A 23,683-nucleotide genomic window follows, 5' to 3' on the forward strand; every position below is an offset into this window, starting at 1 on the left:
CCATCTGTGCTTTGCCTGTTATTTAGGTATTGTTCACTCAGCACGAAAAAATAACTCATCATCCTGCCAAAAAGTAACCAGTGTAATCTGCCGACTTTCTAACTTGCTACGCCTCTCTGGATGAAGGTCTGGTAGTTGGTATAAGCCGTTTGCAGGCAGCTCTACTTCACGGTTCACGATCGACGTCATATCTATCCAAAGCTGATAAACCGTATCTGCAACCTCCATACGCTGGTTCTCATAAAATGTATTGTGATGAAAGAAGTCAATCGGTGCTAACTGCGCTGCCACTGACCAAATTAATTGCTGTGGGTGTTGCTCACCAAATTCGATTAAAAAGCTTGGGAAATGGGCTGCGTAGATGGTAAAAATGGGTTGTTCTGGTGGGTGTGCTTTTAAGTACTGGGCGCAAATGAACGGGTAACCTTGTGCACCGATGTAGGCATGCGCAATAGGGAAGTGCGACTGCAAATGCTGCTCGACACCCACGTGAAAATTACGTTGGTAAATACTTAACGCGACTTCTTTTGGAATGCGTGAACTGCAACGCCAGTTATCCAGTCCACCAGAGTCACTTTCCTGATAAATGTGCTCAGACATCTGTTGTTGCGCTTCGGAGAAGGGCGAGGTTTGTTTATTGCCCATAAATATTCCTAGCTAACATTTGGCGTTCACTTTCTAATTCATCAAAGCCGGGTAAGTTATTATCACGCTCGATAATAGTAGGGATGTCACCGTAGGCGGCATGTGCGGCTTTTAGTAATTCGCAAACTTCTGGTGGGACTTCTTCACCATGCGTATCAACCCAATAGCCTTCGTCACCCTGTTCATTGCTTGGGTGAAACTTAGAGCCAGCCACGTGTATTTGTGCAATATCATTTGCACCGATTAACGATATGAGTGTGGCGAGTTCTGCGTTTGGATCAAGGTCAAAGTTAGTCGAATTGGTCCATAGATTGTTTAAGTCTAATAGCATTCGGCAGCCAGTTCGCTTCATAAGCTCTGCGGTAAATGCCCACTCGCTCATTTCATCTTGCTGGAAACGTTGGTAATAACTAATGTTTTCCAAGACTAAAGGCGCATTAATACTTTGCTGTACCTGATCAATTCGCGGACAGAGGTAGCCCAACATATCTTGAGTAAATGCAAAGGGGAGTAAGTCAAAATGTTGTCGTTTACCCGCTGCAGACCAGCACAGGTGATCAGACAGCCAAGCAGCTTCAGTATGTTGATAGATAGAAGCTAAGGCACTGAGGGTATTTGGTATCTAAAGGGTATGGGCCAGCAATGTTTAAACCAACCGCTTGTAGTGCAATAGGGTAATGCTCGCGTACAATAGTAAATCATCTGCGATCATTTCAAACCAAGGTGTTTTTTGGTTTGTTTCGTAGAATGATATGCTTCCCGCTCACTTACGTTACGATTTTTTTAACTTGGAACTCAGTCTTTACTAAGACAGTGCTACCGTCTTTGTTCTTAACCATGAAGTGGCCATTTTCGTGCTGAGCATACTCTTCAACTAAATGCCTTTATATTTAAAAATTAAGAGAAATGTTATTAAAGTCATGTATAAAAAACACACGCCTCTTCATAAAGACGCGCACATGAAAAAATGACTGCATTTTAATTTTATAAGGTTTATTTAGCTATTCCGTTGTTCACTCGCGTGTTGGTCGAAATATTTAGGTAAGTGTATTGCTAGATGCCCTACAATGATGCTTAGGGTATGTCTATAAATTCCCCACCAATGATATAAAATAAAATCTGACTCTCTTTTTAACACTCAACATAAAGCCACTACTAATGAACGAAAATATTTCCAATTTTATTAAAGGATTAGCCATGGGTGCGGCTAACGTAATCCCTGGTGTTTCAGGCGGAACTGTTGCGTTGGTGACAGGCATCTATGAGCGCCTGATTAATGCACTCAAGTCATGCGACCTTAATGCATTAAAACTGCTATTTTCTAGAAACTTTAAAGGGGCATGGAAGCATGTTGATGGTGCTTTCTTATCGTCAATATTAGGCGGTGTGGTGGTGAGTATTGTTAGCTTGGCTAAGGTACTTGAGTACTTGCTAGATAATTACGAAGTACTGACCATGGCGTTTTTCTTCGGGCTAATAGCGGTGTCCGTCATCAGTGTTGGGCGTACAGTGAAGAAGTGGGGCGCAAGTGCTTTGATAGCCCTTGTACTAGGAACCATACTGGCCGTGAGTGTCGCCATGCTGGCACCGGCTGGTGAAAACGCCAATGCAGGTTATTTGTTTCTCTGTGGTGTGATTGCCATTTGCTCAATGATTTTACCCGGCTTGTCAGGCTCATTTGTTCTCATTATTTTGGGTAACTACGCGCTGGTGCTAGGTGCGATAGGCCGTTTTGATATGGCTATCTTGTTGCCAATGGCTTTAGGTTGTGGCTTAGGTTTGCTTGCCTTTGCTCACTTGTTAGGTTGGGTGTACGACAAGTTTCATGATCAAACCGTTGCTTTGATGACAGGCTTTATAGTCGGGTCGTTAGCGATTGTTTGGCCGTGGAAAAACACATTAACTGAAATCGTTACTCGTGAAGGTAAGGACGACAAAGTTATTACCACTGGCTACGAATGGTTTACGCCTATGTTAAACGAGAGCTCAACGCTGATGGCTTTGGGTTTAATGGTGGTCGGCGGATTAATGATCTGGGGTATGGAGAAAGTGTCGAAGTAGCGTTTTCACTATAGATTTTGCGAATTCTGAAAATAATCAATGATCACCTAACGTTAGGTTAAATTTTCAGGCATCATCTAGAAAATTTCACCCCCCAAGGAATGTTAATTCATGTCATTTGACGCTTTAGGCTTGTATGATGAGCTGTTAAAAACGATTGCCGAACAAGGCTACTCAACGCCATCACCGATACAACTTGAAGCGATTCCGGCGGTGCTTAGTAAGCGCGACGTGATGGCTGTAGCGCAAACGGGTACAGGTAAAACAGCGGGTTTTACCTTGCCTGTGGTTCAGTTGTTGTCTGGAGGCGCTAGCCCTCAGTCAAAATCTGTTCGTGCGTTAATCATTACACCCACTCGTGAGCTTGCGGCACAGGTGTTTGAGAGTGTTAAAAATTACAGCCGCGCGATGAATATTCGATCTGCAGCCGTGTTTGGCGGGATGCGCATTGAACCGCAAATCTCTGAGCTAGAAAGTGGTCTAGATGTGCTTGTCGCAACCCCGGGTCGTTTGATAGACCTTTATAAACAACAAGCCATTAACTTTGACCAACTTGAGATACTCGTCTTAGATGAAGCTGATCGGATGTTGGACTTGGGCTTTATCGACGACATCCGTCACATCCAAACGCTACTGCCGCTTAATCGTCAAACGCTCATGTTTTCAGCAACGTTTTCTAAAGCGATCAAGTCACTTGCAGATGGCATGTTGAATGACCAAATACTGATTGAAGTGACTGCGGTAAACAGTATCGCCGATACAGTAAAGCAAGTCGTTCACCCTGTAGATAAAGAGCTTAAGAGTCAGGTATTAATCCATCTGATTAAGCAAAATAAATGGCATCAAGTGTTGGTGTTTAGTCGTACCAAGCGAGGTGCGGATAGTTTAGTTGTCGAGCTAAAGAACGCAGGTATTCCTGCAGAATCTATTCATGCGAACAGAACTCAGCATGCGCGTACTCATGCCTTAGAAGACTTTAAGACGGGTGCGGTCGTTGCGCTTGTTGCGACGGATATTGCGTCTCGTGGAATAGATGTCGACCAGCTACCGTGCGTGGTTAACTTTGACCTGCCTTATGTGCCAGAAGACTATGTGCACCGCATTGGTCGTACGGGGCGTGCAGGGACTTCAGGCTTAGCAGTGTCATTGTTTAGTGAAGATGAATATAAGCAGTTACAGGCGATTGAGCGGCTTATTGAGCGTAAGTTTGAGCGTGACGTGATTCCGGGCTTTGAGCCTAGCGTGGCAGGACTGGCACATCCTTCAGTTGATGAAGAGTATGGTAATTTTGAAGCAGACCCTCAAGCGTCAAAGCGAGGGAAGTCAAAAGGGCGTGGTGGTCGTGGGAAATCTAAATCTAAGCGTGAGAGCTGGCGGGATCTGTTGTAATAGGGAAGCCTTTCTCTAATTGATATACACAGACATTTCGAAAGCTCCTGTGCCTAATTTCGTATTGAGTATAATAAGCAGGTCGCTAACACAGGCCAGACAATCATATGTTCCCAATTAATTACATCGAACCCGTATTTCGCCCGCCCAGTGAAGCTTATTCGCTCGTTCTGCAAGTCACCAACGGTTGCTCGTGGAATAAATGTACGTTTTGCGATATGTACACCGCTGACCAAAAGAAATTCCGACCTAAGCCTCAAGCAGATATTGATCAAGAGTTACAGGCAATTGCAGCAACAGGTGAGCATGTACGTCGCGTGTTCCTGGCTGATGGCGATGCGGTGACATTGTCATTTAAACGTCTCAAAGGCATTTTAGAATCCATCAAAAAGTACCTGCCAAAGGTACAGCGTGTTTCCTCCTATTGTTTGCCACGAAATCTACTAAATAAAACCGTCGAAGAACTTACCGAACTCCGTGAGTTAGGCCTGACGCTTATGTATGTCGGCTGTGAAAGTGGCGACGATGAAGTACTGGCTGCGATCAATAAAGGTGAGACTTTTAACAGCTCACTAGATGCGTTGATAAAAATCAAACAAAGCGGCATGAAAAGCTCTGTGATGATTCTAAATGGCATGGGAGGCGTACGATTCAGTGAGCAGCATGCATTACGCTCAGCGTTGCTAATGAATGAAGCACAGCCTGATTATTTAGCAACACTCGTTGTGTCGTTTCCTATGGGGATGCAGCGTGTACAAGCGGGTTTTGAGGATCAATACCTGCCGCTAGAACAGATGGACTTATTCCGTGAAATGCAGATGTTATTGGAGGCGTTGGAGCTAGAGAAAACGATTTTCCGTAGCGACCATGCCTCTAACTATTTAATCCTAAAAGGTGTGTTGAATAAGGACAAAGAAAAGCTGCTGCAAACGGTGAACCAAGCGATCGCTTCACCGAGTAGTGCAGGGCTGAGACAGGAATGGCAGCGTGGGTTGTAGAATCTTTTAGCGATTTTCCAAATTAGAAAAACACCTAAAGTTACATCATAAAAGAGATCGCTGATGCAATGATTGTAGATCAGTCTATCATTGGTAATTGGCTTGACAGGTGAGTTATTAAGTTAGCAAACTAATATTTTTTTATTTTTGAGTAATCGTATGGATCTTGCAGTTTCAGGATGTGGTATTGGGCTTCGATTTTCACATATCGATCAGATACTAGAAGAGCGTCCCCCAATCCCTTGGCTAGAGGTATTAACTGATAATTACTTAGTTGAGGGTAGTGTGCAGCAAGATTATTTATTAGAGGTTGCCGATCATTACCCGCTTACCATGCATGGTGTGGGGTTATCACTAGGCTCAGTTGATCCATTGAACATGGATTATCTCAAGCGTTTAAAAGCGTTAGCCGATAAGGTTAAACCAGCATGGATTTCGGATCATTTATGTTGGTCAGCCGTTCATGGTATGCATACACACGACCTCATGCCTTTGCCTTACAACCAAGCTACCATTGAACATGTGTCTGCTCGTATTAAGCAAGTTCAAGACTTCTTAGGATATGAGTTGATTATTGAGAATGTATCTAGCTACTTGCAATACAAAACGTCAGAGATGCCTGAGTGGGTGTTTTTTAGCGAAGTTGCTGAGTCTGCTGACTGCGGCATGTTGTTAGATATTAATAATATATACGTGAGTGCCCATAATCATGAGTTTGACCCTGAGACGTATTTGAATACGGTTCCCGCTTCAAGAATTCGGCAAATGCATTTAGCTGGATTTGAAGATCGGGGTACGCATTTGCTCGACACACATGGTCACCCTGTACCAGATGTTGTGTGGGCGCTTTATGAGAAAGCATTGCAGCGGTTTGGGCCTGTGCCAACACTGATTGAATGGGATAATAATATTCCCACCTTAGACGTTTTATTACGAGAAGCGAGTAAAGCATCAGACATGCTCCAACAGTCTGGCAAGGTGATGTAAATGGATCTTAGCAAGTTACAACATCTTGTCGCTCATGCGCTGTTTGATAAGCAACCAGATTTAATCGCGGCGAGTAAAAATGTTTTATCGCAAGGCCAATTAAATGCAGAGCAGCGCTTAGGTATTTATCGGAACAGTACAAGGGCCATCTTGAAGCAGCACCTCGCCGCGTTATTTTCGGTTTCTCAGCAACTCATTGGGCAACAACGATTTGCAGTGTTGTCCAATACGTTTATTGACCAAAATCAACCATCAACGCCTTATCTTGCGGACTTTGGCGAGTGCTTTAATGACTTTATAAGTCAACAAGAAGCGCTCAAGTCTCATCCGTATATAGCAGATGTTGCAAGCTTAGAGTGGATGCGCCATTTAGCCTGGCACCAACCAAACCAGCCCATTGCAGACTTTTCCCAATTAGCCGAACTGAATGAACAAGCGCAAGCGGAGTTACACTTCGAGCTACCTAGCTCCGCTTCTCTGTTGCACTCAGCGTTTGCCGTAGATGCGATTTGGTTGGCTCATCAGGCAAAGAGCCCTCTAGAGGTTTCGGAGCAGTTAGCCTCGTTAGTCTTAAAAAGTGAAGTATATGTCATCATTTGGCGACAAGGGCGTCATTTGAAACAAAGCGAACTGAGCCATGCGCAGTGGCGATTTTTACAGTGTGTTCAGCAGAAATACACGCTTCAGGCGTTAAGCGATGAGTTTGGTAGTGATATCACTACGCTTTTAGCAACGGCAGTTCAACAAGGGTGGATATGCAATTTTAATTAACTTGCTCAGGTGCTTAATTTATGTAAAAGTTTCACTAGATTGTTTTTTTGTTGAGAGAAGCTGTTGAAAGTAAAGATCACTTTAATCACCTTATTGATGTTGGTACTGAATTCAGTGTCAATTGCATCAATGTCGGTGATGGTATCTGTACCTACCAACGATGAAATAGTGATGACGCATTGCGAGCAAATGAAAGTTGCGCAGTCAGAGCGCTCTCATCAAAAGGTTAAGCCTTCTCAGGCTGATAACCCCTGCAATATGGATAACTGTCAGTGTGACAGTCTCAACACGGCCAAAGTACCAAACGAGTTGCTTTCTTACCTAGCACCTTATTTTGGTTTGGTATCGTTCAAAAAAATGGACATTCCCAGTCTGCAGACACAATTTCTACTTCCCAATCAACGACCTCCAAGGATCATGCCAGCTTAGTTTTATTTGAATTTTGTTCATTTACCTGAGTATGACGCATGAAAAACAATTGGTTTACGCCCTTTATGGGCATTACTGCCTTAGTACTAATAGTTCTATCAAATATCGCTATCGCAAAAGATATTGAACGGATAGTACCAGGCTCTGAGACTTTGTCTGAGGCTAAAAAAGCCTCACCCGCAGAGCATGCTGCCAAGCACGCTGACCCCACCTATATTTGCCCTATGCACCCGCAAGTCCAACAAGGTGAGGAAGGCTCCTGTCCGATTTGTGGCATGAATTTGGTCCTTAAGTCTTTTGACCCCAATATGAGTAGTGGGAAGCCTATTGTTAGTGTGTCTTCTAGTACTGCTCAAAGTATGGGGGTGCGAACAGGTAAAGTGACTAAGCGAACCTTGTCTCGTGCGATCAATACGGTGGGCTATGTTCGCTATGATGAGAGTAAGCTTTTCCACATCCATGCGCGCACAAATGGTTGGATTAAAGACCCTGTTGTGAAAGTTTTGGGTGACAAGGTTAAAAAAAGCCAGCGATTAGCCAGTTATTACTCACCAGACATTTATACCGCTCAGGAAGACTATTTAACGGCTTTACGAAATACCAGTGACCGACAAAAGCAAATCGATGTATTAACGCGTTTGCAGGTCATGGAGGTGTCGGAGTCAGTTATCAGAACCCTAGAAACAACCGCCACTAAAACGCCTAATGTTCCTTTAACCTCACCTATTGATGGTGTAGTCACAGAAATAGGCGTGCGTGATGGCATGTACGTTACACCTTCTAAGTTACTTTATGCGATAGCCGACTTGAGTAGTGTCTGGGTCATTGTTGATGTATTTCCTGACCAGTTAAGTTGGGTCAGAAAAGGCGCTCAATCAACCATGCGGGTGGGTGCATTACCCAGTGAAACCTGGAGTGGTCGCGTTGACTATATTTACCCAGAGCTCAATGAAAAGACACGTACATTGCAGGTCAGACTTAAGTTTAAAAACGATGACGGTTTGTTAAAACCCAATATGTTTGCCAGTGTGAAAATCAACAATCGTCCAGTGGCTGGCGCTGTCACGATTCCTCGTGAAGCGTTGATTCCTAGTTCGGAAGGCTTTCGCGTTGTCAAAGTGACTGAGGAAAATCATTATCAGCCCGTTGAGGTCAAGGTTGGTATTAAGGCGGGTAATCGGGTAGAAATTACTGAAGGCTTAGATGTAGGAGATGAAATTGTTTTGTCAGGGCAGTTTTTGATTGACTCGGAAAGCAACCTCCAAGCTAGCTTTCAGCGCATGAGCCAATAAGAGAAAACCATGTTAAGAAAATTAATTGCTTTCTCCATTCAGCAGCGCTTTTTGGTACTGATGTTGGCCGGTTTATTGACGGTCATTGGTGTCGTCTCGGTGAAGATGACCCCTCTAGATGCGATCCCTGATCTATCCGATGTGCAGGTCATCATCAAAACGAACTATGCAGGTCAAGCGCCGCAGGTCGTTGAAGATCAAGTGACCTACCCACTAACAACGACGATGCTTTCCGTTCCCAAAGCAACAGCGGTTCGTGGCTATTCGTTTTTTGGTGACTCCTTCGTTTATGTGATTTTTGAGGACGGTACGGATATTTATTGGGCACGGGCACGTGTATTGGAGTATCTAAGTCAGGCGGCTAGTCAGTTGCCGGCCAGTGTTCAACCTCGTTTAGGGCCTGATGCGACGGGTGTTGGTTGGGTGTATGAGTATGCCTTAGTTGATAAAACGGGTAAGCATGATTTATCCCAACTACGCAGCTTACAAGACTGGTTCATTAAGTTTGAATTGCAAACGGTGCCAGGGGTATCAGAGGTCGCCACCGTGGGTGGCATGGTAAAGCAATACCAAGTCACAGCAGACCCACAAAGGCTGCGCGCTTATAATATTACCTTGGATCAGATTAAGTCCGCGATTCAAAAGGCTAATCAAGAAACCAGCGGTTCCGTCATGGAAATTGCTGAAGCCGAATACATGATTCGTGCAAAAGGCTACCTGAGTACCTTAGAGGACCTTGAGCTTATACCCATCGCCGTTAGCGCAGAAACAGGGACACCCATTTTATTACGTGATGTTGCGGACATTCAGTTGGGTCCTCAAATGCGCCGCGGTATTGTGGACTTAGACGGTGAAGGAGAGGTTGTCGGCGGCATTGTCGTTATGCGCTATGGAGAAAATGCCTTAGAGGTGATTAATAACGTCAAGGTTAAATTAGAGTCGCTGAAAGCGGGATTACCTGAAGGGGTTGAGTTAGTCACCACCTATGATCGCTCTGATTTGATTCTAAGCGCAGTTGATAACCTCAGCCTTAAGTTAGGAGAAGAGTTTATTGCAGTAGCACTTGTCTGCTTTGTCTTTTTGTTTCATCTACGCTCGGCATTAGTTGCGATTGTTAGTCTCCCTTTAGGTGTTTTGATCGCTTTTACCATCATGCAACAGCAGGGTATTAACGCCAATATTATGTCATTAGGCGGTATTGCTATTGCCATCGGTGCCATGGTGGATGCGGCGATTGTGATGATCGAAAATGCTCATAAACATTTGGAACGATGGCAGGAAAGTGGTCAGAAAGAAGACCGCTGGGTGGTGATTGAGCGTGCCGCGGCAGAGGTTGGTCCTGCGTTATTTTTCTCTTTATTAATTATCACGCTCAGCTTTGTTCCTGTGTTCATGTTGGAAGCGCAAGAAGGGAGAATGTTCTCTCCATTGGCTTACACTAAGACCTACGCTATGGCAGCTTCGGCAGGTTTATCCGTAACGCTAATTCCCGTATTAATGGGCTATTTTATTCGTGGACATATTCCAAATGAACAAAAAAACCCGATTTCACGCTTTCTTATTGCTCTGTACAAGCCGGCATTAAAAGTCTGCCTTGATTGGCCAAAAGCAACCATTGTTGTTGCTCTACTTGTGATGGTTTCGGTTTTTTTACCTTATAAACAATTGGGCTCTGAGTTTATGCCGGAGTTAGAGGAGGGTGACCTCCTATATATGCCGACGACGTTACCGGGTGTATCGATTGGTAAAGCCCAAGAAATGCTCATCCAAACAGATCGACTCATTAAAACAGTGCCTGAGGTAGAACGAGTCTTCGGCAAAATCGGGCGTGCTGATACTGCGACTGATCCTGCGCCGCTTACCATGATAGAAACCACGATCTTGCTAAAAGACAAGTCAGAGTGGCGAGAAGGAATGACGCTAAAAAAATTAATCGCTGAACTTGATGCGACGGTGCAGTTTCCTGGCTTAACGAATGCTTGGGTACAACCCATTAAAACGCGTATTGATATGTTGGCAACGGGGATAAAAACGCCTGTCGGGATTAAGGTGGCAGGCCAAGATTTAAAGGTTATTGAAGGTATTGGTAAGGATATTGAAACGGCACTAGGAGATCTAGAAGGTACCGCATCCGTTTTTTCAGAGCGTGTATCAGGTGGTCGTTATATCGAAGTTATCCCTGATCGCCAAGCTGCTGCTCGATTCGGTTTGAATATTGCTGATATTCAGAGTGTTGTTGGTTCTGCTGTGGGCGGGGCAAATATTACGAGTACGGTGGAAGGCTTAGAGCGCTACCCAGTCAATCTTCGCTATCCGAGAGAGACGCGTGACAGTATCGATAAATTATTAGATTTACCTATTGTGACCCCAACGGGTGAACATATTCCTTTATCACGGGTAGCAAGTTTAAAGTTCACCGAAGGTCCACCAATGATTAAAACAGAAAATGCGCGATTAAATGGTTGGACGTTTGTTGATATACGTGGCGTTGACTTGGGAAGCTATTTGGAATCTGCACAAGCTAGAGTTGCTGAACGAGTTAAGTTGCCCGCAGGCTACTCAATTTCTTGGGCGGGTCAGTATGAGTACATGTTACGTGTTGAAAAGAAATTGAAATTACTCGTTCCATTGGCCTTGGTGATTATCTTTATTTTGCTCTACTTAACGTTTAGCAACATGATTTCAGCATTGATTGTGATGTTGTCTTTACCTTTTGCGCTTGCAGGGGGTGTTTGGTATCTGTGGCTACTGGAGTTCAATGTATCAGTGGCTGTGATGGTTGGCTTTATTGCCTTGGCCGGTGTGGCTGCGGAGTTCGGTGTCATTATGTTGGTCTATCTGGATAATGCTTTGAAAGACCATCCAGGTGGAATTAATCGCGAAGAAGAATTGCGTGAAGCAATAATGGAGGGTGCTGTTATGCGAGTGCGTCCAAAAGCCATGACGGTGGCCGTCATTATTGCGGGTTTAGTGCCCATTATGTTGGGTACTGGTACAGGGTCAGAGGTCATGCAGCGTATTGCTGCGCCTATGATTGGTGGCATGGTTACAGCGCCATTGCTATCTTTGTTAGTGATTCCGGCGATCTACCTAATATGGAAACGTCGGTCATTTTAAAGCTGTGAATTTGAATCTATAAATTAGGAGTAAGTGATGTCTAAAAATAAATTATTGGTCAGTGCTGCAATCAGTAGTGTTTTAGCGCTAGGCCTTGGGAGTGCAACAGCAGATGAGGCAAAGCCTGAAACAGAGTCTTGTGCAGGTGTTGTAAAAGCCGGCATGAATGACTGTGGCACAAGTGAACATGCATGCGCAGGTATGGGTAAAGAGGACTATTCCCCAGAAGATTGGATTACATTACCTAAGGGTACTTGCGAAAAAATTGCTGGCGGAACGGTATTAGATGAGTCAGAAGGCATGAAAATGTAATTTTTCTTGCGCAGTGAGGCAGACGTTGACGCTGCAAATTGCTTGAAAGTCCCACTTTTGCCTCGTGAGTGGGACCTTACTAATAAAATCAATAGAGAGTTTTTTATGAATCGTTTACCTGCTGTATTAATGATGGCACTGGTCTTTGCTTCAGGGGATGTTATCGCTAATGAAGTAACTGAAACAAATCAATCGAGTGTGGGCACATTACATAGCGCACCTGCCAGTATCATTAGTTTAAAAAACTCTCTTGTTAGTGCTGAAGTTGCCGCAAATATTGAACGCATTCATGTTGATGTTGGTGATACGGTGAAATTAGGAGATGAGCTTGCGCACCTTGATTGCCGTGAATACGATGCCAATTTAGAACAGGCACAAGCGAATGTTAAAACCATTGAAGCACAAAAAAAATCGGCGGAGTCACTGGTTCAAACACGTCTAAGTGATATTCAAGCGAGTAAAGCAAATGAAGCGTTATCTGAGGCTCAAGCACAAGCTGAGCGCTCTCGTATCTCTGTTGCTCATTCTCAGTACAGCGCTGCGAAAGCTAGGTTGGAGGCAGAGCAAGCTAAGTGTCTGCTGGCAAATATAGAGTTACAGAGAGCTCGTAATCTACGTCAGCAACGTGCAATCTCACAGCAGGAGTTAGACACTGCACAGACCACTTTGCAAGTCGCCCAGGCTGAGTGCCGAGCAGTAGAATCAAGCTTAATCGCTGTAAAGGCTAATATTGCTACCGCAGAGGCAACAGCAAGTGCTGCTACTGCAATGGTGAAATCACAGGAAGCGAAAACGTTAGCCGCAAAAAGCAATTTAGATGTAGCTAAAACGAATGTTTCTATTTTTGCTGCAACCTTGTTAGCCGCAGAGGCGAGATATAAAACGGAATCGCTTATGGTTTCACGATGCACATTAAGTGCACCATTTGATGGTCAAATCGTTAACAGAATGGTCCAACAGGGGCAGAGAATCGCCACCGGTGAAAAAGCATTTCAATTGCTGTCTATTCAAGATGCTGAAGTCGTTGCATCGTTATCTGCCAATGAGTTGGACAGCTTGCAGAAAGCCAAAACTATTTATTTCACTGCTGATGATAAACAATTAGAGGTGTCTTTACGTTCCATCGTTGCAACAGTGACAGGGCAAGCAAGCACCCAAGAAATCCGGCTTAAGTTTACTCAAGAAAATGTACTTCCAATCGGAAAAAATGGGCGTGTTTCTTGGTGATTCGGTGAAAATTTTCCTTGGAGCTATAGCGTGTCTATCGGATTTTTCGAGCAATTGTACTCAAGTATACTTAGTTAATTTACATAACTAGGGTGTGGAACTACTCCCCACCCACACTAGCCTCAAACACATTCGGGATAAACTCAATCCGTCTAAACAAGTGCTGTAGTTCATCTTCTGTGCCAATCTCAATTAACAGATCCATCGACACCGATTGGTCATCAGTATCCGTCACCGAATTAATCTGCAAAATGTTCACCTGTGCCTGACTCATCAAAGTCGATAGGTCTTGTAGTAATCCCTGTCGATCAAAGGCTTTGATATGAATAGTCTGGCGAATGGTGTTTGTTTTCTCACCCCATTCGAGTTCCAAAACAGGCTGCTCGTGTTTGCTCTTATCCGCATTTGGACACTCAGCTGAGTGAACAACGACCGAAGTGTCAGACTGATACACACCAACGATTCGCTCGCCTAGTTTCGGCTGACAACAAGACGACACAATAATCTCACGGTTACCCACGCCCGTCACAAGTTCGCTAGTGATGAGTTGAGCGGTATCGGTGTCTTTGTAATGGTTATTTAACCAACTACGAACACTCGCCGCTGTGCGTGATGTGGTGAAGTAGCGATTTTTATAACTGAGCCAACTTAGCTTAGGCGTTGAGTTTGGATCGGTCAGTATTTCGATACGTTCGCCAGACTTAAGTGGATAGCTCAGAGGGACACGCTGCCCATCGATAGTCGCGCCAATGCAGTGGTGTCCAACCTCGCTATGCACAAAGTAAGCAAAGTCTAAGGCCGTTGCCTGAGGCGGCAAATCTACCACTTCACCTTTGGGTGTTAAGACATAGACTCGGTCATTCAAATAGTCTGGTTTTAGTTGCTCAAGTAGTTGTTCATCCGCAACAGGGTGTTCCAACAGGCTGCGTAGTGCCTCGATGGTATTCTCCATCGCTTGGTCTTGGCTACTGCCTTCTTTGTACCGCCAGTGTGCTGCTACACCGTACTCGGCAAACTGTTGCATCGACTTGGTACGAATCTGAACTTCGATAACCTGTTGCTCAGGGCCGTGAATAGCGGTGTGAATTGACTGGTATCCGTTCTCTTTTGTATTGGCAATATAATCATCGAACTCTTCTGGCAGATGACGCCAAAGGCCGTGAACTAAGCCTAATACTTGATAACAATCTTCAACACTGTCAACCACCACACGGACCGCGAGTAAGTCTGATAACTCATGGCATTCTTGGTTTTTACGCTGCATCTTTTTCCAGATGCTATAGAGGTGTTTAGCGCGGCCGTAGCAACGTGCTTCGATATTTCGTTCAGCAAATAAGTCCTGCAAGGTATCGACAAAACCATCAATAATGGCTTCCCGATGTGTGCGGTTAACATCCATCGATTTCGCAATGGCGTTGTACTGCTCAGGCTCTAGGTAACGGAACGCTAAATCTTCCATTTCCCACTTCAACTCACCAATACCTAAGCGATTTGCTAATGGCGTATAGATATCTAGCGTTTCACGGGCAATGGCGTACTGGACGTGTCGTGGTTCAGTGCCCAGCATTCGTAAGCGTTGTACACGATAAACCAAACGTACCAGTACCGCGCGTACATCGTTGACTGTGGCTAGAAGCATGCGTCGCAAGGCTTCCGCTTGGTCAGGTATGTTGTGCTCAACCAGCTCTGGTTCTTTAAAGGTATTGAGCCAGTTAACTTGCTTAGTCAGTGCTGCAACGCTGGGCGTAAACTGGTCTTCGATATCAAGTAGCGATAGGCGCTCATCAAAACGTGGGTCAGTGAGTAGTGCGGCTATCAGCGTCTGTGGCTCTACGCCCAGCTTTTTTAGTATGAAGGCAATATCAACCGATGACGGCAGGTGAGTAGGCTCATCTTGTATGCTGTCAGCGCATTGAATGGCTTGCTTAAGCAGCGACCGCTGTTGCTCTTCTTCAACGCCTTTTAATAAATACGTCTCGACGTCTTTGACGGATTGGTACTCTGCCTGTCCAGAAAATTTAGTATGCTTCATGGGGATGTCTTTTCTAATTGTGCGAGGTTTGTTTTTACAGCCTGAGTGCTCATTGTATAACAAAATCAGGTTACACAATAAGTGAAGCGGGGTTTGAAGAAGTGCTTTGTATGGTGTATCAATTTTTCAGCCTAGATGACGAGATATAAAATGTGGCACAGTCGCTGATTAACGGTTAGGATGACAAAACTAAATGACCTTTTTTCTAGCAGGTTGACTGACAAAATTCACAATTACGGCACGGTGTAGAAAATCCCTAAATAACATGGTGTTGTCAACAAGAATTAGCGTCGCTAAATTATGGATAAAATAACGCTCTCGCAGTTAGAGCAATACCTTTCAAAAGCAGCTTGGATCTTAAAAGGCTCTGTTGGTGCATCTGACTTTAAAGTTTACATATTTCCGCTACTTTTCTTTAAACGCATAAAAAGGTTTCTGTAAATGAATAAGCATTTAAATATCTTTAAAACATACGCGAAAGGTAACCGTAGTTACCAATTAGAGAATGACTTAACAAGAGCTTTGGCGATTTGTTTACAAGAGGATGCTCTATTTTTTCATGAGGTCTTGAAAGCTATTATTAATGATTCAGCTTTATACAATAAGTTGTTTGAAGATATTGATGGCGACACAGAAATTCAAATAGAAATTCAAAAGAAAACAAGTCACATCATTGACTTTGAGAAGGTATTCGCAGTTTCTTTAAGTGAGAGCGTCATGTCAAATTTTTGGCAACAGACTCATAACTCAGAGTATGACCCAGTTTGTGACTTGGTAATTACGGTCAATGATATTCTGATCGTTGTTGAAGCCAAAAGGGACAACATCAACTGTACAGCTCAACTGTACAACCAAATACTGAATACTTTAAAAAAACAGGGTAAGTGCATCGTCAGCGATAAGGACGCTGTGACCCCCGTTGACTTAAACTGGATGAAACTCATGGCTATTGCTGTAAAAGTTGCCAGTTTTGAAAAAACGACAGGTAACACCAATCGATTTCTTACCGACTTTATTCAGCTCGTAAAAGGTCATAACTTCCGTTGGCTACCTGAAACTCCAATTGGCTCTTTAAAAGGTAAGAACCCTAAATCTATTCATCGAAGAATAGAGTCGGCTCTCACTGAGTTTTGTAAAAATGATGAAACAGTCGAGAAACTGACTTACAACGATAGATTGGGTACTACATTTTCAAAAGGCTGGGCTAACGAACTTTTGTTTAAAGTCGACCCCGATTTTGGTGATTTAGTGATTGATATATACCCCGGAAACACCAAAGGGCAGGGGTACGGGATTTTTCATAAAGAGGCGACGTTTAATGATGAATTGCATGTTGACAATATTGCTTATCCAACAAGGATTAACTACCACATAAAGCTTATGGGACAGTCTTACATAACAGGGTTATGGTTGACTAAAGCTGACTTTAAGAAGAATCTTTACACTAAAGCAAACTTCACGAAATACACAGGTAGAGTAAAAAAAGCAGCTTGGCCCGCTATTGAAAACTTGCTAGATGAACACATAAGTTCAGAATGGAAAGTTAAATGTAACTGGCAAGGTAAAATCCTTAACTCCAATCGGTCACTATTCAATATTGCTTTTGGATATCACGTTTCAATCAGAATACCTTTCGATAAATTAGCTCAGCTAGATATCAATCATAATGATATTACTCCATTGGCAAACTTGGTCGAAAGTGTCTACAAGGAGTTTGAATCAAAACTAATGAAAGAGAAAGTTTCAGTATAATGACCCAGCAAGGTCACTAAGGGGCGCTTAATCAGCATTCTCGTTCTGACTTCGTTATGGTGCTGAGGGAACGGTCATTCTTATTATGTGTACGAGTGATGGTGAGTAAGTGAAATTGCAGGTGTCTAATAATGGTGCGGGCATATCAGAGGCTGATCGTGAGTGTTTTTTGAGCGCTTGTATCAGGGTGATATAAGCAGAACGAATAAGTGGGGCACTGGTTTAGGTTTGTCATTGGTTAAGGCGATTATTGAGTTGCATCATGCTGAAATTGAGTTTTTTGATAGATAATGAGTCGGAATTGTTGGTTTTTATGGTGTTTCTTAATTTTGTTAAATCATAGTTCTTTAGTAGGTTTTAGTTGATGGTTGAAACTAGCCAAATAGATTCATAAATAAAAATTTCTACATAGGTCTTTTTAGTGTTCTTTAGTAAGCTACTTTAATTGCGTTTCTCTAATTTCTTCAGGTATTTGCGTTTGATTAATAAATTAATAAATAAAGAAATTTTGGCTGTTTTATTTATGGTCTTATCTTTTTTATTTATAGGGAATTTATGGTATGGATACAACGAAGTGAATTCATATATACCTGCCGAAAGGCAACATATAGGTGAGTACTCCGCACCTAAGTTGAAATATCCTATAGCAAATTGCTTTTTTGTTAAGGGGCAAAAAAAACCTTTTGATAGAGAGCTTTGCGAGAAAGAATCAAGCAAAGAATTAAATGAGTACATTAAAGATAAAAGGGACTTAGTGGCTCAAGAGGGAATGTGGAAAGCTGCAAGTGAGGTACTTAAGCTCAGTGTAATTCAGCTCTGGCTTTTAGTTATTTCTACTATATTTACCATTTATAGTGTTTTTCTGATTAGAGATACACTTGATGAAACCCGTAAAGCAGCTGCTGCAGCCAATACTTCAAACGATATTGCTAGAATAAGTATGGAGCACGCTAATAGGTCATGGTGTGATTTTTTCTTAGCTGAACAGGTTCACTTTAAGCTATCAGAGAAGCAGGTTGGAAATGAGTATGCTTTTTCAATAAAAATCAGGTCTAAAGTTTTAAATTTTGGGAGTTCGCCAGCGAGAAATGTAACACTATCTTTCTGGTTAGTTGATGGTAATAACCCAAATCACATTACTTCAAATTTTGATACTACGAGTGAAAGAAAGCTTTTTAGTAAAAAATTTGGAGTTGTTTCACCTAATAGCTATTCTGGACCCGAAGATTACGTGGTTCCAAATATGTCGACTAATCAAGATACTTTTTATCATGGTTTGGATGAGAACTTTGCTATAGAAGTATCACATAGCCTGAAATCCTCTTCAGAGCTAAATGGTATGTATCTTGTTGGTATGGTTGAGTATGCAAATATACTCTCAAAAGATATTATTTCTTATTATAAAGTTTTTGAGTTTATCAGAACCGATAATGAATTTTATACTGGAGCTCCTGATCAGGAGTACGATGAGCACACTGATCAAGTTATACACCATCAGAAAGTCAAAATTTGGGAGGTGTATGAAAATACTGATTATCGAGAAATTTTTGAGAGAAAAGAAAAATAGAACTAACCAATTATCAATCAGTTTCTTAAAGTAAGTAGTTCACAGCTACACTTCCTGTCTAATAACTATAATAAAAACAGGTACCTCGGCATGGGTTCTCAAACAAAAACAAAACGTACATGGTTCCTTATTGTCTTTGGGGCGTTTTTTGCCGCACCTGCGCTCTATGTGCTGATAGCCATGCTAGCAACCCCGTTTTACAACGCTACGCGTATGCAGTTCTGGGAGCCTGTTGAAGCCAAATTACTCTCCTCAGAAGTGAAGTATTTCAGGGGTGACTCAACATTAGCGTGTTGAAATAATGCTGTAATCGCAATTAAGTAAAGTGGTTTGCTACTAAGTCAGTAGGAGTTTTTTTATTATGAAAAGCTGATGGAGCGAGGAGGTGCCCCATCAGCTTTTTGTCTGTCAGTTACTGATTAAAGCGAAGGCAAAGCCGGTAGCTTCTGACCTAACCACTTCTGAGATAACTCATCCAAGTTACCGCCGAGTGTCTTATGCAAGATAAACACATTCACCCATCTTAATAGGTTCGTTTCACCTTTCTTAATGCCCATAAACGCAGGTGATTGTCTTACGATAAACTTAGTTTCCATGTTGAGCTTTGGGTTGTCCTTGGTGATCTTCGCGGCAACCGTGTTACCCGTTACGATGACATCAACCTGCTTAGAAACATAAGCAGAAATCGTTGCTGCATTATCACCAAAACGCTTCATATCAGCGCCTTCTGGTAACGATTTACTTAGCTCTAGATCTTCAATCGTTCCACCTGTCACACCGATTTTCTTACCTGCAAGATCAGCTGGTGATGTGATAGCCATATCCGCACTTGCAAATGCACCTGAGAAGAATGGTGCGTAAGCGCTTGAAAACCAAATTGATTTTGCACGGCTTGGGTTTGCACCCATAGACGAGATAACCAAGTCGATCTTACCCGTAGTTAAAAACGGAATACGTTGCTTTGAAGTGATGGGTACTAGCTCCAGTTTTACGCCTAAGTCTTCAGCGATTAGTGCGGCCACGTCAACATCATAACCTTCATGTTTGAAGTCTTTACCGACTGAGCCAAACGGAGGGAAGTTTTCTGGAACACCAATTTTGATAGTGCCAGCTTTTAAGATGTCATCGAACTGATCTGCCATTGCTGGTGCGATCGTGCTCATCATCGCGCTGACGGATAGCAGAGAAATAAGGCCAAGCTTTTTTAATGATTTGTACATTGAAGTAACTCCATTTCTATTCAGGTAAATTAACGGTTTTGAGTGTTGAGTCTTTTTTCTAAGTGTTTAGATAAACAAGACAGTGGAAAACATAGGGCGAAATAGAACAGCCCTACGATTGGAAAAATAATAAATGGCTCTGCGCCATCTAATTGTGAATTTGCGATTTTTTTGCCCCAGCGCATCAAGTCGTCATAGTTGATGATGTAGGCCATTGAGGTGCCTTTGATGACTTGAATCATAAAGCCAACGGTCGAGGGTATAGCGATGCGGATGGCTTGTGGGGCAATGATGTAAATTAGGTTTTGACTAAACGTCATACCAACCGCTGTGCCACCTTCCCATTGTCCTTTTGGGATGCTTTGCAATGCGCCGCGCCACACTTCTGACAGGTATGCGCTGGTAAATAACGTAAGTGCGACACTCGCAGCCAGCCAAGGCGGTACGTCGATACTGAAAAACACAGGTACGCCCAGACCTAGAATAAACAGCAGCATCAGCAACGGAATGGATTGAAAGAACCAGATGTACATCGATGCAAACACTCGCAGCGGTTTGCTCGGTGATATTTTGAGTACCGTCATTACCAAACCGACGATGCCGCCACCGACAAAAGCGGTTAGCGATAGGTAAATTGTCCACTGAGTAGCGTTAAGTAAAATACCCAGCATGTTGCCGTAGAAGTCACCAAATATTGAGATCAGTAAGTCAGTCATTTTTCGGCTCTCCATGGGAATAATTTACGACGACAACCGTTTAATATCAGGATGAACATCCATGACATACTCATGTAGATAGCGCTTAAAACTAGATAGACTTCGAAGTCTCGAAAGTTTCTGTCTGAGATAAAACGACCTGCCCAGGTGATGTCTTCAATACCAATTTCTGAGATTAGTCCTGTGGTTAGAAACAGGAACACAAACTGGCTCACCAGTGACGGATACACCTTTTCTAAGGCTTGCGGCAGGATGATGTCTTTAACGAGATCGTATTTCTTAAAGCCAAGCGAGTAGGCGGCCTCAATTTGTCCTTTGGGTGTGGAGTCGATACCTGAGCGAATGATTTCAGAAAAGTACGCCGAAAAATTAAGCATGATGGCAAGTAGCGCTGAGGCGAAAAAGCTCCACTGCATATCTAATAATATAGGCAAGCCAAATGCTACAAAGAACATCTGCACAACGAAGGGCGTGTTGCGGATGATTTCTACGTAAGAGCGAGCCAGCAGCCTGAGACCGACAAAGACAGACTTATCTTGAAGTAACGCTAAGCCAGTACCAAGGATAAAGCCGAATATGCCACCGACAGTTGTTAACCAGAAGCTGTTAAATGCGCCTTCAAACAAGACTTGGACGAATTCTTCTGAACGCCAAATCTCATAAAACCTAAAATCAAACATACGCTTTCACCATGGTCATTACAGAATCTGCCCTAAGAACTCTTTAGCACGTTCATGTTTAGGGTTTTCAAAGAACTCGGTTGGCGTGCTGTCTTCGATGATTTGGCCAGCATCCATAAAGATCACTCGGTCTGCCGCTTTAGCTGCAAAGCCCATTTCATGGGTCACACAGACCATGGTCATACCTGACTCTGCTAGCTCTAGCATGGTGTCGAGGACTTCGTTAACCATTTCGGGATCGAGTGCCGAGGTCGGCTCATCAAACAACATGATCTGTGGTTTCATGCAGAGGGCGCGGGCTATCGCGACACGTTGTTGCTGTCCGCCTGATAGTTGTGCGGGATACTTGTCTGCCTGATCGGGTATTTTGACGCGCTCTAAAAAGGTCATGGCAGTTTCACGTGCTTTTACTTTATCTAAGCCAAGCACTCGAAGTTGCGGCAGTATGCAGTTGTCTAACACCGTGAGGTGGGGGAATAGGTTGAATGATTGAAACACCATACCGACTTCGACCCGTATGGCTTCGGGATTCTTCATGCCGTTAAAAACGTGTACGTCATTGACGGTGATTTTTCCTTCTTGATAGATCTCTAAATGGTTTAAACAGCGAATTAGGGTAGATTTACCGGAGCCTGAGGGGCCACAGATAACGATTCGTTCGCCTTGTTTGATGGTGAGGTTGATGTCTTTCAATACTTGAAAGTCGTCATACCATTTATTCATATTCTCTATAACGATTGAGTTATTAGTCGCTTCGTTCATGGGGTGAGACCATTAATGTGTTATTCGCATATTTAATTCATAGCAAAAGCTGTGCCAGATTATGGTTATATTCAAAGATGTATGAACGGTACTAGGCTTTACAAGGTGAAATTTTAATTTCACTGGTCACAGTGAATGTGAAGACAAAGAGGATGCTTTGTTTTTATTGCCCCTTTGTAGGGATTTTGAAGTGTTTAAGCACCATTTTTTATCGTTTATTATAGACGGTTAAGTTTTTTTGAAATTTAAATTTCATTTTAAATAGCTTTTTTATCACTAACAATCCGCCACATGACTTAGGTCAATCCTTCTTTTTACTAAGCTGCTAACCTAAGTTTAGGTGTTAGTAGTTACTAGCATCAAAATCACTTTTATAGAATGGATTCTAACGAGAGGGAGATAGGTATGCAGGTATTGGTACATCATGATGGTAGTCGCAGAGAAGTGTTTGTGACGGACAAGGAAGTGCCGTTTCCAGAAGGGAAATTGATTGTTTCGCGTACGAATAAGCATGGCGTTATTACCCATGGTAATCAGTCGTTTGTTGAAATGTCTGGCTTCACCGAAGACGAGTTGATTGGTCATTCGCATCATATTTTACGCCACCCCGATATGCCAAAAGCCGCTTTTAAAGACCTTTGGGATACTTTGGCGCGTGGTGAAAAATGGTCTGGTTATGTCAAAAATCTTCGCAAAGACGGAGCCTATTATTGGGTGTTAGCTACGGTGGTAGCAAATGTACGGCAGGGTGAGGTCGTTGGTTATACCTCGGTGCGCCGAAAACCATCGCGCCAACGCATTGCCGAGTGCATCGAACAGTATCAGCAGTTATGCGCGCAGGAGGTTTCATGAAGCCTTACACAATGACAGTGAGTCCTGACTTTATGCCGGACTATATTGCGGGTTGGTATATTTTCAATACGTGGTTACAGCGTCAGCTTGGGGAAAATATTCATCTGGAGTTATATAACGATTTTGCGACTCAGCGAGAAGCCATTGGCCGAGACGAGATTGATCTGATTTATGCTAACCCCTTTGATGCCGCAATGTTGGTGCGGGAAAAAGGTTTTATAGCCATTGCAGCACCTCTAGATAAGCCTGATGAGGTTGTGCTTTCTGTGCCAGTTGATTCACCAATAAAAACATTAGACGACCTGAAGTCGGGCACGCGCATTGCACGGACTGATGACCCCGATGTTAATTTGATCGGCATGATGATGATCGAAGCGGCGGATTTGAATGCAGATAACACCGACGTTCAAATGGTTGATAGCTATGTGTTGGTGGCTAAAGCGTTGTTTCAGGAGCGTGCAGATCTTGGTTTTTTCTTGCAGGAGGCATATCACAGCTTGTCGGACTTCGTGAAAAATCAGCTGCGAGTGTTGCTGAGTAGCGAGATTCATGTGGTGAAGCATGTGCTGTTGGCGAGCCCGAACTTTGTAGCGCATCAGGAAACCTTAAAAGCCTGCTTGTTGGATATGCCTAATCGTGACAAAGGTCAGGGCGTACTAGACAGTATGGGGTTGTCGGGATGGCAGGAACAAACGCAAGAGGATACTGAGTTTATGATTGATTTGATGGATACGTTGGTTTGATCGTGGATGGAAAATCTTAACAGAAGGTTCCCATTTTGTTTTTGCCTTATTTCACTTAGGAAAGGATAGCTTATTGATATTCTGTTTGTTATGTATGCCTCATGATTATTTGTACACCTAAACTAGTCTGG

General features: G+C 43.2%; 23 protein-coding genes. 16 read left to right on the forward strand and 7 right to left on the reverse strand.

What is annotated here, in order from left to right; all coding sequences use genetic code 11:
* Positions 1–33: 33 nt before the first annotated feature.
* Both DKT75_RS08480 and DKT75_RS08485 read right to left on the reverse strand, forming a co-directional pair.
* Positions 34–645, reverse strand: a complete 612-nt coding sequence (locus DKT75_RS08480; protein ID WP_109822993.1) for an HvfC/BufC N-terminal domain-containing protein — start codon at positions 643–645, stop codon at positions 34–36.
* Complete coding sequence (locus tag DKT75_RS08485; RefSeq protein ID WP_109822994.1) at positions 635–1,267, reverse strand: multinuclear nonheme iron-dependent oxidase; 633 nt, start codon at positions 1,265–1,267, stop codon at positions 635–637. Before DKT75_RS08485 ends, DKT75_RS08480 begins: the two co-directional genes overlap by 11 nt.
* A 536-nt stretch (positions 1,268–1,803) precedes the next feature.
* On the opposite strand from DKT75_RS08485, the gene DKT75_RS08490 reads away from it, so the two are divergent.
* The 10 genes from DKT75_RS08490 to DKT75_RS08535 all read left to right on the forward strand — a co-directional run bounded on the left by DKT75_RS08490 (position 1,804) and on the right by DKT75_RS08535 (position 13,228).
* The gene (locus tag DKT75_RS08490; RefSeq protein ID WP_109822995.1) at positions 1,804–2,706 is read left to right on the forward strand and encodes a DUF368 domain-containing protein; all 903 of its coding nucleotides are present in this window, start codon (positions 1,804–1,806) and stop codon (positions 2,704–2,706) included.
* A gap of 111 nt (positions 2,707–2,817) precedes the next feature.
* Positions 2,818–4,095 carry a DEAD/DEAH box helicase gene (locus DKT75_RS08495; RefSeq protein ID WP_109822996.1) on the forward strand — a complete coding sequence of 426 codons (1,278 nt, stop codon included), beginning with the start codon at positions 2,818–2,820 and terminating at the stop codon, positions 4,093–4,095.
* 107 nt (positions 4,096–4,202) lie between these two features.
* Positions 4,203–5,093, forward strand: coding sequence for a radical SAM protein (locus tag DKT75_RS08500; RefSeq protein WP_109822997.1), 891 nt, complete (start codon positions 4,203–4,205; stop codon positions 5,091–5,093).
* 159 nt (positions 5,094–5,252) lie between these two features.
* Positions 5,253–6,080, forward strand: coding sequence for an MNIO family bufferin maturase (gene bufB / locus DKT75_RS08505; RefSeq protein WP_109822998.1), 828 nt, complete (start codon positions 5,253–5,255; stop codon positions 6,078–6,080).
* Complete coding sequence (locus DKT75_RS08510; RefSeq protein WP_109822999.1) at positions 6,081–6,851, forward strand: HvfC/BufC N-terminal domain-containing protein; 771 nt, start codon at positions 6,081–6,083, stop codon at positions 6,849–6,851.
* A 63-nt stretch (positions 6,852–6,914) separates the two neighbouring features.
* A complete protein-coding gene (locus tag DKT75_RS08515; protein ID WP_146201341.1) occupies positions 6,915–7,280 on the forward strand; it encodes a hypothetical protein in 366 nt (121 codons plus the stop codon).
* Positions 7,281–7,318: 38 nt separating this feature from the next.
* Entirely contained in the window at positions 7,319–8,572 is a 1,254-nt protein-coding gene (locus DKT75_RS08520) for an efflux RND transporter periplasmic adaptor subunit (protein WP_109823001.1), read from the forward strand.
* A 9-nt stretch (positions 8,573–8,581) separates the two neighbouring features.
* Entirely contained in the window at positions 8,582–11,689 is a 3,108-nt protein-coding gene (locus tag DKT75_RS08525; RefSeq protein WP_109823002.1) for an efflux RND transporter permease subunit, read from the forward strand.
* Positions 11,690–11,725: 36 nt separating this feature from the next.
* Positions 11,726–12,001: a BufA1 family periplasmic bufferin-type metallophore gene (locus DKT75_RS08530; protein ID WP_170310663.1), complete on the forward strand. Its 276-nt coding sequence runs from the start codon at positions 11,726–11,728 to the stop codon at positions 11,999–12,001.
* Positions 12,002–12,106: 105 nt separating this feature from the next.
* Positions 12,107–13,228, forward strand: a complete 1,122-nt coding sequence (locus DKT75_RS08535; protein ID WP_146201342.1) for an HlyD family secretion protein — start codon at positions 12,107–12,109, stop codon at positions 13,226–13,228.
* A gap of 100 nt (positions 13,229–13,328) precedes the next feature.
* On the opposite strand, the gene DKT75_RS08540 is transcribed toward DKT75_RS08535, so the two are convergent.
* Positions 13,329–15,260 carry a RelA/SpoT family protein gene (locus DKT75_RS08540; protein ID WP_109823005.1) on the reverse strand — a complete coding sequence of 644 codons (1,932 nt, stop codon included), beginning with the start codon at positions 15,258–15,260 and terminating at the stop codon, positions 13,329–13,331.
* Positions 15,261–15,560: 300 nt separating this feature from the next.
* On the opposite strand from DKT75_RS08540, the gene DKT75_RS22500 reads away from it, so the two are divergent.
* The 4 genes from DKT75_RS22500 to DKT75_RS08560 all read left to right on the forward strand — a co-directional run bounded on the left by DKT75_RS22500 (position 15,561) and on the right by DKT75_RS08560 (position 18,876).
* Positions 15,561–15,701 carry a type I restriction-modification system subunit M N-terminal domain-containing protein gene (locus DKT75_RS22500; protein WP_245923139.1) on the forward strand — a complete coding sequence of 47 codons (141 nt, stop codon included), beginning with the start codon at positions 15,561–15,563 and terminating at the stop codon, positions 15,699–15,701.
* Positions 15,702–17,012, forward strand: coding sequence for a hypothetical protein (locus DKT75_RS08550; protein ID WP_109823006.1), 1,311 nt, complete (start codon positions 15,702–15,704; stop codon positions 17,010–17,012).
* Positions 17,013–17,490: 478 nt separating this feature from the next.
* Positions 17,491–18,579 carry a hypothetical protein gene (locus DKT75_RS08555; RefSeq protein WP_109823007.1) on the forward strand — a complete coding sequence of 363 codons (1,089 nt, stop codon included), beginning with the start codon at positions 17,491–17,493 and terminating at the stop codon, positions 18,577–18,579.
* Between the two features lie 90 nt (positions 18,580–18,669).
* Complete coding sequence (locus tag DKT75_RS08560) at positions 18,670–18,876, forward strand: hypothetical protein (RefSeq protein WP_109823008.1); 207 nt, start codon at positions 18,670–18,672, stop codon at positions 18,874–18,876.
* 122 nt (positions 18,877–18,998) lie between these two features.
* Here DKT75_RS08560 and DKT75_RS08565 read toward each other — a convergent pair whose 3' ends face one another.
* From DKT75_RS08565 to DKT75_RS08580, 4 genes are read right to left on the reverse strand one after another with little or no spacing between them, the layout of a single operon-like run.
* The gene (locus DKT75_RS08565) at positions 18,999–19,799 is read right to left on the reverse strand and encodes a transporter substrate-binding domain-containing protein (RefSeq protein ID WP_109823009.1); all 801 of its coding nucleotides are present in this window, start codon (positions 19,797–19,799) and stop codon (positions 18,999–19,001) included.
* Positions 19,800–19,828: 29 nt separating this feature from the next.
* Complete coding sequence (locus DKT75_RS08570; RefSeq protein WP_211665297.1) at positions 19,829–20,515, reverse strand: amino acid ABC transporter permease; 687 nt, start codon at positions 20,513–20,515, stop codon at positions 19,829–19,831.
* Positions 20,512–21,195 (reverse strand): amino acid ABC transporter permease, encoded by a 684-nt coding sequence (locus tag DKT75_RS08575; protein ID WP_109823011.1) that lies wholly within the window; start codon positions 21,193–21,195, stop codon positions 20,512–20,514. Before DKT75_RS08575 ends, DKT75_RS08570 begins: the two co-directional genes overlap by 4 nt.
* An 18-nt stretch (positions 21,196–21,213) precedes the next feature.
* Positions 21,214–21,957, reverse strand: coding sequence for an amino acid ABC transporter ATP-binding protein (locus DKT75_RS08580; protein WP_109823012.1), 744 nt, complete (start codon positions 21,955–21,957; stop codon positions 21,214–21,216).
* Between the two features lie 405 nt (positions 21,958–22,362).
* On the opposite strand from DKT75_RS08580, the gene DKT75_RS08585 reads away from it, so the two are divergent.
* Both DKT75_RS08585 and DKT75_RS08590 read left to right on the forward strand, forming a co-directional pair.
* Entirely contained in the window at positions 22,363–22,809 is a 447-nt protein-coding gene (locus DKT75_RS08585; RefSeq protein ID WP_245923141.1) for a PAS domain-containing protein, read from the forward strand.
* Positions 22,806–23,552: a phosphate/phosphite/phosphonate ABC transporter substrate-binding protein gene (locus tag DKT75_RS08590; protein WP_109823014.1), complete on the forward strand. Its 747-nt coding sequence runs from the start codon at positions 22,806–22,808 to the stop codon at positions 23,550–23,552. The genes DKT75_RS08585 and DKT75_RS08590 overlap by 4 nt, the downstream gene beginning before the upstream one ends.
* The last annotated feature ends 131 nt before the right edge of the window (positions 23,553–23,683 follow it).

The organism is Leucothrix arctica, from assembly GCF_003172895.1.
Taxonomy (GTDB): Bacteria; Pseudomonadota; Gammaproteobacteria; order Thiotrichales; family Thiotrichaceae; genus Leucothrix; species Leucothrix arctica.